Genomic DNA, 11,771 nt, shown 5'->3' with positions numbered 1-11,771 from the left:
TTCTCAGCATCCGGATCAGTAGGCAGGAAGCACAAAGGCACGTCGTCCCTATAAAACGAATGCAGACCGGAAAAATTAGCGAATGAGAACAAGTGTCAGGCGGGAGGTAGTGCGGGGAATTTCAGATCTGCGAAATACCCTGTGGGAGCGAGCTTGCTCGCGAAAGCGGCATGTCTGCCAATACAGATGTTGACTGATATTGCGTCTTCGCGAGCAAGCTCGCTCCCACAGGTTCTACGGCGTTCAGGCGATTGCGGCCATGATATGCCGGCGATGATGTCCTTCCAGTTGATCCTTGATCACCTTCAGCACTTTGGCTTCATGCTCATGAATGAAAAAGTGCCCGCCGGCGAGCATGTCCACCGAAAAGCTGCCGCGGGTTTCCTTGCTCCAGCCGATCAGTTGCTCGGTGGTCGCGCGATCCGCCTTGCCGCCCAGCACATGCACCGGGCAGTTGAGCAACGGCCGTTGCAACGGTTCAAATTTGCCGCAGAGCAGGAAGTCGGCGCGCAGGATCGGCAGGGTCAGGCTCATCAGCTCGGCATTGGCCAATACCTCTTCACTGGTGCCGTTGAGTGTGCGCAATTGATCGATCAGTTCGGCGTCGGTTTTCGGCTCGGCAAAACCGCGATCGTAATCGGCGCGCATCGTCGGCGCCGCCGTGCCCGAGGCAAACAGCGCCACTGGTTCCGGACAGCCCAATGCGCGCAGCGCGTGAGCGATTTCGCAGGCCAGCAGCGCGCCCAGGCTATGGCCGAACAACGCATACGGCACCTTGAGATTGGGCCGCAATTCCTTGGCCAACTGCATCGCCAGCGCCCGCATATCCGTGTGCAGCGGCTCGTCGAAACGCGCACCGCGCCCCGGCAGCTCCACCGGTTGCAATTGCAGCCATTGCGGCAGTTTTGGCCGCCAGCGGCTGTAGACCATGGCGCTGGCGCCGGAGTACGGCAGGCACAGCAGGGTCAGCTTGTTCACCCGGCTTTTCCTCGAAAAATGTGTCTGTAGAGAGAAACGGATTACGCCCCCGGCAAATTAGTCGCGCGCCGGTAAATTGCGCCAACAGGCGCTCGTTAACTGTTCAGGCCAAAACCAATAATGAGGATTCACCGTGGACCTGCAGAGCATCCTGGGCAAGTTGTTCGCCAACGCCGGAGCCGTCGGCATCGAAGGCGTTTTCCAATTCGTGTTTGGCCCGCAGCAGGCCTATTGGTCGGAGGTCAAGGCCAGCAGTCGCACCGCACCCGGACGCCATCCCAGCCCCGACGTGACCATTGAAGTCGCCGAGAGCGATTTTCTCGGGATCATGGGCGGCCGGGTCAATGTCGAAGAACTGTTCGCCAGCGGCCGTCTGAAAATCGGCGGCAACATGGGCCTGGCGACGCTGCTGCCGCAGATCATCGAGCATGCGAGGCACGGTGGCGCAGTGGTGGAAAAAGTCGACATGAACAAGCGCTACCCGACCCCGCCGCGCTTCAGTGAACAACTCACCGCCGGGCTGCCGGTCCAGACCCGCGTCGAGCGTGTTGCCCGCAGTGAGTTGTCGGTCAGCGAATTCAAAAGCCAATACTTGCCCAACGGCATCCCGGTGGTGATCAGCAATGCCCTGCAGGACTGGCCGCTGTTCAAGCTCAGTCGTGAAGAGTCGCTGGTGCATTTCGCCGAATTGCAGGGCATCACCCGCCACGGCGATTACGTGAAGAAGACCTTTTCCACCGAGCGTGATTTCCGCTCGACGTCGATGGCCGAGTTCATTGCCTCGCTGGACCAACCGGCAGTCAAACGGGCTGACGGCGAACCACCGGCCTACATGGGCAACAACATCCTGCCGGCGCAATTGCTGCAGCAGATCAAGTACCCGCCCTATTTCGATGCCTCGCTGTTCATCCCGCCTCGGATCTGGATCGGCCCCAAAGGCACGCTGACGCCGCTGCACCGCGACGACACCGATAATTTGTTCGCGCAGGTCTGGGGCCAGAAGCAGTTCACCCTCGCCGCCCCGCATCACCGCGAAGCACTGGGCACCTGGTCGACCGCGCCAAAGGGTGGCCTGGACGGCTGCGACTTCAACCCCGACGCACCGGACTATGAGCGCTTTCCCGCAGCACGCGATGTGACGTTCCTGCGCGTGACGCTGGAGGCCGGGGATCTGCTGTTTCTGCCGGAGGGCTGGTTCCATCAGGTGGAGTCGGTGTCGACGTCACTGTCGGTGAATTTCTGGGTGAATTCGGGCCGGGGTAGGTGACCGACACCACCAAACGCCTGAAGGTATCGATAACTGTGGCGAGGGAGCTTGCTCCCGCTGGACTGCGAAGCGGTCCCAAGCTCTGAGTCTCAATGATTTCTGAAATCTGGCCGACTGGCTTGCGATTGCTGCGCAATCGAGCGGGAGCAAGCTCCCTCACCACAACAGCTCATCAATGCCGGGTTATTTCAGGTGCCGATAGCTCTGAAACGCCGACGCCAACACCACCGCCCCCGCCACAATCGCCAGCCAGAAACCGCTACGCGCGCCAAACGCGTCCACCAACGCGCCGGAGCCAGCGGCGCCAATCGCCACGCCGATACTCAATCCGGTCACCAGCCAGGTCAGCCCTTCAGTCAGTTTGGCTGGCGGCACGATACGCTCGATCAACGCCATCGCCACAATCAGCGTCGGCGAAAAGAACAATCCCGCGACAAACACTGCCAGCGACAAGCTGACAATATTGCTCGCCAGCAACAACGGCAGCGTGGTCACCGCCGTCGCCACGCCGCCGTACAGAAACAGCCTCGGCAACGGCAGTGTCGAACGCATCGCGCCGAAAGCGATACCCGCCAGACACGAACCGATGGCGTACACCGACAACACGATGCTCGCCGCCGCCGGCTGGCCCTGCTGCTGGGCGAAGGCGACGCTGACCACATCGACCACGCCAACGATGATGCCCATGGCGAGCATCAGCGCCAGCAGCCATTGCACGTCGGTCGAGCGAATGATCGAACCTTGCTGCTGTGATTCCTGCGGGTGCACCGCCGGCTCGGTGCTGCGCTGGGCGACAAACGCGGTCACCCCGATTGCCAGCGCCAGCAGCGCGGCCAACGGCCCGGCCTCGGGAAACGCCACCACGCACAAGCCCACTGACAGTGGCGGGCCAACGATGAAACAAACCTCATCGAGTACCGATTCCAGCGCATAGGCGGTCTGCAATTGCGGCTGGCCACGATAGATCTCGGTCCAGCGCGCACGCACCATCGCCGACATGCTCGGCATGCACCCGGCCAGCGCGGCGAAGATGAACAGCGTCCAGGTCGGCGCCTGCAAACGCGTGCACAACAGCAACATCAACAGCGCCCCGCCACCGATCAACGCCGACAACGGCAGCACGTTGCCCTGGCCGTAACGATCCACCAGCCGCGACACCTGCGGCGCACAAAACGCCGTGGCCAGGGCAAACGTCGCCGCCACTGCACCGGCCAGTGCGTACCCGCCCTTGAGTTGCGAAAGCATGGTGATCACGCCGATGCCGGTCATGGAAATCGGCATGCGCGCGATCATCCCGGCCAGAACAAAGGCACGGGCGCCGGGGGCGGTGAATAATTCGCGGTAGGGGTTTGCCATGGGTACAGCCTCATCAGGGGCCGCCAAGTTGCCATAAAGGTTGATGAGCGTGGAAGCGGGGAATTGTTGGTGGAATGTGAAGGCGCGAAACTCGACACCTTGCGATTCCAGGCACTCTCCGAGGATCTCTCCCCAAGACCAATGGCATTGCCGCCGACGTCTGGAATTACATAACCAATAATCGAAAATCGCGCACACCTGTCAGGTTTTACAGGTGCCTTTGCATGCGATTGCAGTTCTCATGAGGCCTTGACTCAATGGCGTACCGCTCCTGAATGAACGGGCAACTGCTCTTGAGCCTATCCCGTAGCGCACGCGCCAAGGAGCCTTGCCATGGAAGAACAGCTTATTCTGGTATCGCCCAAGGATCGCCAGACCGGTGTAGCCTCAAAGATGGAAGTGCATCACCAGGGACTGCGCCATCGCGCATTTTCGATTCTGCTCTTCGACTCACAAGGTCGGATGCTGATGCAGCAACGCGCGTTGGGCAAATATCATTCTGGCGGATTATGGACCAACACGTGCTGCGGGCATCCTCGCCCTGGCGAACGCACGGCCGCCGCAGCCCTGCGTCGACTGCAGGAGGAAATGGGCACGACGTGCAAACTGCAGAAAGTCGCCTCGATGCTCTATTACGAGCAAATGTCCAATCAACTGATCGAGCATGAATTTGACCACGTGTTTGCCGGCCTCAGCCAGCTCGATCCGGTAGCCAATCCGGAGGAAGTCGAAAGTTGGGAGTGGCTGTCGCTGGAGGAGATCACCGAACGGATCGAACAGACACCCGAGCAGTTCACGATCTGGTTTCGCCGGATGTTCGAGCAGTTCGGGACAGGGGGTGTAAGGCAATGGTTCGAGGCCGCCCGCGATGCGTCAGCGGCACGATCAATGCCTGATGCTTTTGGGAAAAACGCAAGATCACCCTGGGCCGTCCCGCCGTTGTATTGTCCGGCGCCGTTCCGGATTGATACGGCGCTGGCCGAGGCTGTCGAAGATCGGCTTATGCCATGGATCAAGGAGGTCGGCATATTTGCGGGACAACTCGAAAAGGTCCGCGCCATGGGGTTCGGTCGCTTCGCCATGCTTTGCCATACCGACACTCACGATCCCGATCGCCTGCTGCTTTCGGCACAGTGCATCGCCGCCCTGTTTGCCGTGGATGATTACTACTGCGATGACGAGCGAACCGGCTCCGAACCGCGCCTGGTAGGGCCCCGACTTTCGCTGGCGCTGGCCGCACTGGAGCCGGCGCACCTGCCCTCTCGCTTTCGTTGCGGTCTTGATCAGGCACTGAACAGTGACCCGGTACTGGTTGCGCTTCGCGCCTATATGGACCGCGTTCAGGCATTCGCATCTTCCGTACAAGTGGCCAGGGTACGCCACGAAATCATCGCCATGTTTGTCACCATGGCTGCCGAAGCGGCCTGGCGTCTGGAAGGATTGACCCCACCCATCTGGGAATACCTCGCGCAACGCCAGACCAACAGTTTTCTACCCTGCATGTCATTGATCGACGTGATCGGCGGATACGAACTGCCAGCACACATTTATAGCGCCCCTGCCGTGCGGCGCGTGACCACGCTGGCCGCCAGCGCCACGATCGTCGCCAACGATCTGTATTCCGCACACAAGGAAAATCAGACCGCAATCGGCGATTTCAATCTGCCGCTGTTACTGGCTCGCGAACACAATTGCACGCCCCGACAAGCGATGATCAAGTGTGCGCACGTTCATGACGAAATCGTGCACCTGTATGAAGCGGCGGAACAAGCCGTGCTGCCGGATGCATCGCCGCTGCTGCAGCGTTTTCTGACCGGCATAAAAAGCTGGGTCTCCGGCAGTCTTGAATGGCACCGGCACAGTGGCCGCTATCACGGCTGAACGTGTCGATCTTTTCATGCATGCGGATGAACTCTCGCAGCTCGCCATGGGTCAGCTGACTGAGCCCTTAACCCAGGCATTTCGAGCATGCAGATTTCCCTCGCCCGCCAAGTAGCACTGGTCACCGGCGCCAGTTCCGGCATCGGCCATGCCGCCGCCAAAGCGCTGGCCGCTGCCGGCGCCGCCGTCGTGATCAATTACCACCGTCAGGCCGAACCTGCTCAAGCGCTGGCGCAGCAAATCATCGCCGACGGCGGTCAGGCACTGGCCATCGGCGCCGATATTTCCAAGGAAGATGAAGTCGAACGGCTGTTCGCCGAGACCCTCGAAGCCTTTGGTGCGCTGGACATTCTGGTGGCCAATTCCGGTCTGCAAAAGGATGCCGCGGCGGTGGACATGACTCTGGAAGACTGGAACACGGTGATCGGCGTCAACCTCACCGGGCAGTTTCTCTGCGCCCGTGCCGCGCTGCGGATTTTCAACCGTCAGGGCGTGCGTGAAGGCGTGTCCCGCGCCGCCGGCAAGGTCATTCACATGAGTTCGGTGCATCAGCGCATTCCGTGGGCCGGGCATGTCAACTATGCGGCGTCCAAGGGCGGCGTCGATCAGTTGATGCAGACCCTCGCCCAGGAAGTCAGCCAGCAGCGCATCCGTATCAACGGCATCGCGCCGGGGGCGATTCGCACGGCAATAAATCAGGACGCCACTGAAGGCGCGGCCGGTGAGAAGCTGCTGGAGCTGATCCCTTACGGACGCATCGGCGATGTCGAGGACATCGCCAACGCGCTGGTGTTTCTCGCTTCCGACGCCGCTGACTACATCGTCGGCACCACCCTGTTCATCGACGGCGGCATGAGTCTTTATCCGGAGTTTCGTGGCAATGGCTGAGCATCATCCTGAACGACAAAGCCCGATTGACGCCCACGGCATCATCGGCGACCTGCGCAGTGCCGCGCTGGTCAACGACAAGGGCAGCGTGGATTTTTTCTGCTGGCCGGAATTCGACAGCCCGTCGATCTTCTGTTCGCTGCTCGATACCCCAGAAGCGGGGATTTTCCAGCTCGCCCCGGACTTGCCCGATGCGCGGCGCGAGCAAATCTATCTGCCGGACACCAACGTGCTGCAGACCCGCTGGCTCAGCGAACAGGCCGTTGTGGAAATCACCGACCTGCTGCCGATCGGCGACAGCGTCGATGATCTGCCGCTGCTGATGCGCCGGGTGCGCGTGGTCAGCGGTGAAGCGACGTTTCACATGCGCTGCGCGGTGCGCCATGACTACGCGCGCGCCAACACCCGGGCGCAGATGGATGAACAATCGGTGATTTTCAGCGCCGAGGGTCAGCCGTCGTTGCGGCTGGTGGCGGATCAGGCGTTGCGCATTGATGGCGAATCGGCCATTGCTTCCTTCAGTTTGCAACAGAATCAACACGCCGAGTTCGTCCTCGGTGGCGCCGACGATCCGCGCTTCAAGGATGACGGCGCGAAAATGTGCCTGGAGCGCACGCTGAAGTTCTGGCGCGACTGGATCGGCCAGTCCAACTACCGTGGGCGCTGGCGGGAGATGGTCAATCGTTCGGCCCTGGCGCTCAAGCTGCTGACCTCACGCAAGCACGGCGCGATTCTCGCCGCCGCCACGTTCGGCCTGCCGGAAACCCCCGGCGGCGAGCGCAACTGGGACTACCGCTACACCTGGATCCGCGACGCCTCGTTTACTGTCTACGCGTTCATGCGCCTGGGCTTTGTCGATGAGGCCAACGCCTACATGGGCTGGCTGCGCGGACGGGTCAGCGATTGCCATGGTCATTCAACCAAACTCAATATCCTGTATGCCATCGACGGTCGCCAGCAACTGCCGGAAACCGAACTCTCGCACCTCTGCGGCCATGGCGGCGCGCAACCGGTGCGCATCGGCAATGGCGCGTACGATCAGATTCAGCTCGATATCTTCGGCGAGCTGATGGACGCGGTGTACCTGGTCAACAAATACGGCGACGCGATTTCCCACCAAGGCTGGAAACACGTGCGCGAAGTGGTCGATCAAGTGTGTGAGACCTGGCAGACCACGGATGTAGGCATTTGGGAAATGCGCGGTGAGCAGCATCACTTCTTGCACTCGCGACTGATGTGCTGGGTGGCCCTGGACCGGGCGATACGGCTCGCTTCGAAGCGTTCGCTGCCGGCGCCGTTCGCCCAGTGGGATCAGACCCGCCAGGCGATCTACGCCGACATCTGGGACAACTTCTGGAACGAGGAGCGCGGGCATTTCGTCCAGTACAAGGGCGGCACCGCGCTCGACGGTTCGATGCTGCTGATGCCGCTGGTGCGCTTCGTCAGCGCCAAGGACCCGCGCTGGCTGTCGACCCTTGAAGCGATCGAAAAGACGCTGGTGCGCGACGGCATGGTTTACCGCTATCGCAACGATGACGCCAACATCGACGGCTTGACCGGCACCGAAGGCGCCTTTGCCGCCTGCTCGTTCTGGTACGTCGAATGCCTGGCCCGGGCCGGTCAGGTGGAAAAGGCCCATCTGGAATTCGAGCAATTGCTGCGTTATGCGAACCCGCTGGGGTTATACGCCGAAGAGTTCGACAGCCATGGCCGGCATCTGGGCAACACCCCGCAGGCGCTGACGCATCTGGCATTGATCAGTGCGGCGAGTTTTCTTGATCGGCGTTTGAGTGGGGAAAAGGGTGAGTGGCAGCCGTAATTTCGCCAGTATCTGTAGGAAATATGCCGCATCAGCACGCTTCGCTGGGCTAACCCCTACACAGAAATAAACAGATCAGATCTCCTGTGGTGAGGGGATTTATCCCCGATGGGCTGCGCAGCGGCCCCGCTCTTTGCCTGCTTATTTGTTCAGCAGTACCGCATTGCATGGCTTTGCGACTGCTGCGCAGTCGATCGGGGATAAATCCCCTCGCCACAGTTTGGGTAATTTGTTCCTGCTTCTTGTAAACAACACCCAGGCAAATCCCTCCCCCGCAACCTGCACTTACACCCTGAAATACCCTGTTGCCAGCTGTTACATCCACCCCTACCATCCACCGCAACGGGCACAGCGGAGCTGTCCAATAAAACCCGAATTCAAGGAACCAGAATGACCCAGCACGTCCACCGCCCCATCGCCACGCCCCTGCGCACCGGCCTGACCCGCACCCAACTCTGGGAAGCCGCCGACAAAGGCCTGATCAAGTGCTGGGAAATCGGCCGCCAGCGCGCCACCCGCTTCCCCGACCTCGCGCAACAATGCCTCGCCGGCGAACTGCCGGTACTCGGCTGGAAAGGTGGCGTCAGCCGCAGCCTGAAGAAAAACGAAAAATACGGCTCGCTGAAATACCTGGCGCAGTGGCAAGGATTGCGTGGCGAAGACCTGGATATTGATCTGAGTGAAGAACGCTCGATGACCTGTTCGCGGACGAAGATGCGGGTGACGTTTACGCCGGATCGGACGAAGTATTTCAATCAGGTGGCGGAAGCCGAGGTTTAGGAAACAACGCCGACAAGTGACGCTTCCCCTGTGGCGAGGGAGCTTGCTCCCGCAGGCCTGCGCAGCAGTGCATTTAAGTATGGGGTCGCTTCGCAACCCGGCGGGAGCAAGCTCCCTCGCCACAACGGAATGGTCTAGTGTTGCCTGACGCCCATTGCTGTGGAGTCTGCCGTGTCTGACATTCAATGCGTATTGACACCGAACCTGACCGTTGCCTTTGAACAGCACGGCCCGTCCAACGGCGACGCGGTCGTATTGCTGCATGGCTTCCCCTACTCGCCTCGGGCGTACGACGAAATCGCCCCGGTCCTCGCCGCCGAGGGTTATCGGGTGATCGTCCCTTATCTGCGCGGTTACGGGCCGACCCGCTTCAACCACCCCGAAACACTGCGCTCCGGCCAGCAAGCAGCCCTCGCCCAGGATTTGCTGGAGTTGATGAACGCACTGGGTATCGAACACGCCACGCTTTGCGGTTACGACTGGGGCGGTCGGGCAGCGTGCATCGTTGCGGCGTTGTTTCCCGAGCGGGTGCGCGGGTTGGTGACGGGGGATGGCTATAACGTGCAGGACATCGCCAATTCGACCCGGCCTCTGGATCCCGAGACCGAGCACCGTTATTGGTACCAGTACTATTTCCACACGCCTCGAGGCCTCGCGGGCCTGACGCAAAACCGGCGGGCGCTCTGTGAACTGCTCTGGAGGTTGTGGTCACCGACCTGGACACGCAACGCCGAACGTTATCCGCTGAGCGCACCGGCCTTCGACAACCCGGACTTCGTGGACGTGGTGATTCATTCCTACCGTCATCGCTTCATGTACGCCGCAGGCGATCCGGCACTGCAATGGATGGAAGACGCGTTGATCAGACAACCGCCGATCAGCGTGCCGACTGTCTCCCTGTGCGGTGCCGACGACGGGGTCGGTCCGGCGCCGGAAGTCGATGAAGACATTGCGCACTTCACCGGGCTGTACGAAAGGCGCGTGCTGCCCGGTGTCGGCCACAACATTCCCGAAGAAGCACCGCAGCAAACGCTCAAGGCACTACTGGATCTGCTCCAGCACTGACCGAAAACCGCTCCCGATACGCCTGCGGCGTCACCCCGATCGCGCGCAGAAAACTGCGGCGCAAGGTTTCTTCACTGCCAAAGCCGCAATTGGCCGCAATGCGTTTCACCGGCAGCCCGGTGTCGCTGAGCAGACGCCGCGCCGTCTCGACACGGATCAGTTCGATGGCGCGGGCCGGAGTCTGGCCGGTGTCGGCGCGGTAGTGGCGGATGAAACTGCGCTCGCTCATGCCGGCCTGTTCGGCCAGGGTCGGGACGCCGAGGTCGCAGGTGAGGTGTTCGGCGATCCAGGCGTGCAAATCATCGAAACGGTTGCCTTGTTTTTGCAGTGATAACGTCACGCTGAATTGCGACTGCCCGCCCGGGCGCTTGAGGAACACCACCAATTGTCGGGCGACGTCCAGGGCCATGTCGCGACCGAGGTCGTCTTCGACCATGGCCAGCGCGAGGTCGATGCCGGCGGTGACGCCCGCCGAGGTCCAGACCGGGCCGTCGTTGATGAAGATCGGATTGGGCTCGACTTGCAATTGCGGGTGCTGCCGGGCCAGTTGTTCGCAGCGTGTCCAGTGGGTGACGACCCGGCGACCGTCGAGCCAGCCGCTGGCCGCCAGCAGAAACGCGCCGGTGCAGACCGAGGCAACCCGCCGGCATCCACCGGCATGTTCACGCACCCAGCTCACCAATTCAGCGTCTTCGGCAGCCGCGTAAACACCCCAGCCACCGGCGATGATCAGGGTATCGCTGGGCTGCTTCGGCAGCGGCTCGGCCAGCATCGCCAACCCGGCGGAAGCGTTCACCGCGCCGCCGCCGCTGGCGATGACTGTTGGCGCGTACGGCGCAGGCAAACCCTGCTGGCGGGCGATATCGTTGGCCGAGGCGAATACTTGCAACGGGCCCGTAACATCGAGCAATTGCACATTGGCGAACGCGAGAACGTGGATGGTTTTCGACATTTGGCGTAATTCGTGGGCTGATTGGCGTATGCGCCAAAACCTACGCGCCTACAGTGAAGCCGTCTACCCCTTTTCACGGAGAAGAATCATGGCGTTGCAGATCGGTTTTCTGTTGTTTCCACAGGTGCAGCAACTCGACCTGACGGGCCCCTATGACGTGCTGGCCTCGCTGCCGGACGCGCAGGTGCATCTGGTCTGGAAGGATCTGGTGCCGGTCACCGCCAGCACCGGGCTGGTGCTGAAACCGACCACCACGTTCGATGACTGCCCGGATCTGGATGTGATCTGCGTGCCCGGCGGCGCCGGGGTCGGGCCGCTGATGGAAGATGAGCAGACGCTGGGGTTCATCAAGCGTCAGGCGGCGCAGGCCAAATATGTAACGTCGGTGTGCACCGGTTCGCTGGTGCTGGGCGCGGCGGGCCTGCTAAAAGGCAAACGCGCGACCACCCACTGGGCCTATCACGAGCTGTTGCCAAAACTCGGCGCAATTGCTGTGCAGGATCGGGTGGTGCGCGACGGCAATCTGTTTACCGGTGGCGGGATTACCGCAGGCATCGACTTTGCGCTGGTGCTGGCGGCTGAACTGGTGGGGGCCGAGGCGGCGCAGTTGATTCAGCTGCAACTGGAATATGCACCGGCACCGCCGTTCAATTCGGGCAGCCCTGATACCGCACCGAGCGCGATCATCGATGAGGCTCGCCTGCGGGCAACGCCGTCGTTAAAACTGCGTACGGAAATCACCGAGCGGGCGGCGGCGAAACTCAACTTGCGCTGATCCTCAGCCA

The 11,771-nt window shown here is 61.4% G+C and carries 10 protein-coding genes; 7 read left to right on the top strand and 3 right to left on the bottom strand.

What is annotated here, in order from left to right; all coding sequences use genetic code 11:
- Nucleotides 1–243: 243 nt before the first annotated feature.
- Nucleotides 244–930 (bottom strand): alpha/beta fold hydrolase, encoded by a 687-nt coding sequence (locus AC193Q_RS02160; protein ID WP_236170460.1) that lies wholly within the window; start codon nucleotides 928–930, stop codon nucleotides 244–246.
- Between the two features lie 181 nt (nucleotides 931–1,111).
- On the opposite strand from AC193Q_RS02160, the gene AC193Q_RS02155 reads away from it, so the two are divergent.
- Entirely contained in the window at nucleotides 1,112–2,245 is a 1,134-nt protein-coding gene (locus AC193Q_RS02155; protein ID WP_483879091.1) for a cupin-like domain-containing protein, read from the top strand.
- Between the two features lie 183 nt (nucleotides 2,246–2,428).
- Here the strand turns inward: AC193Q_RS02155 and AC193Q_RS02150 are convergent, their stop codons facing one another.
- Complete coding sequence (locus AC193Q_RS02150; protein WP_047291351.1) at nucleotides 2,429–3,601, bottom strand: MFS transporter; 1,173 nt, start codon at nucleotides 3,599–3,601, stop codon at nucleotides 2,429–2,431.
- 333 nt (nucleotides 3,602–3,934) lie between these two features.
- On the opposite strand from AC193Q_RS02150, the gene AC193Q_RS02145 reads away from it, so the two are divergent.
- From AC193Q_RS02145 to AC193Q_RS02125, 5 genes are all read left to right on the top strand, one after another.
- Nucleotides 3,935–5,482, top strand: a complete 1,548-nt coding sequence (locus tag AC193Q_RS02145; protein ID WP_483879090.1) for a family 2 encapsulin nanocompartment cargo protein terpene cyclase — start codon at nucleotides 3,935–3,937, stop codon at nucleotides 5,480–5,482.
- A gap of 87 nt (nucleotides 5,483–5,569) precedes the next feature.
- Complete coding sequence (locus AC193Q_RS02140) at nucleotides 5,570–6,370, top strand: SDR family oxidoreductase (protein ID WP_483879089.1); 801 nt, start codon at nucleotides 5,570–5,572, stop codon at nucleotides 6,368–6,370.
- Complete coding sequence (locus AC193Q_RS02135; protein WP_483879088.1) at nucleotides 6,363–8,189, top strand: glycoside hydrolase family 15 protein; 1,827 nt, start codon at nucleotides 6,363–6,365, stop codon at nucleotides 8,187–8,189. The genes AC193Q_RS02140 and AC193Q_RS02135 overlap by 8 nt, the downstream gene beginning before the upstream one ends.
- A 390-nt stretch (nucleotides 8,190–8,579) precedes the next feature.
- Nucleotides 8,580–8,969: a hypothetical protein gene (locus AC193Q_RS02130; protein ID WP_121184563.1), complete on the top strand. Its 390-nt coding sequence runs from the start codon at nucleotides 8,580–8,582 to the stop codon at nucleotides 8,967–8,969.
- 171 nt (nucleotides 8,970–9,140) lie between these two features.
- Nucleotides 9,141–10,034 (top strand): alpha/beta fold hydrolase, encoded by an 894-nt coding sequence (locus AC193Q_RS02125; protein ID WP_483879087.1) that lies wholly within the window; start codon nucleotides 9,141–9,143, stop codon nucleotides 10,032–10,034.
- Here AC193Q_RS02125 and AC193Q_RS02120 read toward each other — a convergent pair.
- A complete protein-coding gene (locus AC193Q_RS02120; protein ID WP_095667061.1) occupies nucleotides 10,003–10,986 on the bottom strand; it encodes a GlxA family transcriptional regulator in 984 nt (327 codons plus the stop codon). The two genes, AC193Q_RS02125 and AC193Q_RS02120, sit on opposite strands and share 32 nt — an antisense overlap.
- Nucleotides 10,987–11,074: 88 nt before the next feature.
- Here AC193Q_RS02120 and inhA point away from each other — a divergent pair, with 88 nt between their 5' ends.
- Nucleotides 11,075–11,761 (top strand): isonitrile hydratase, encoded by a 687-nt coding sequence (gene inhA / locus AC193Q_RS02115; protein ID WP_483879086.1) that lies wholly within the window; start codon nucleotides 11,075–11,077, stop codon nucleotides 11,759–11,761.
- Nucleotides 11,762–11,771: the final 10 nt, after the last annotated feature.

This window comes from Pseudomonas sp. F2 (assembly GCF_057174385.1).
Note: the sequence above shows the minus strand (reverse complement) of the source record. Positions and strands in the feature narration are given on the sequence as shown.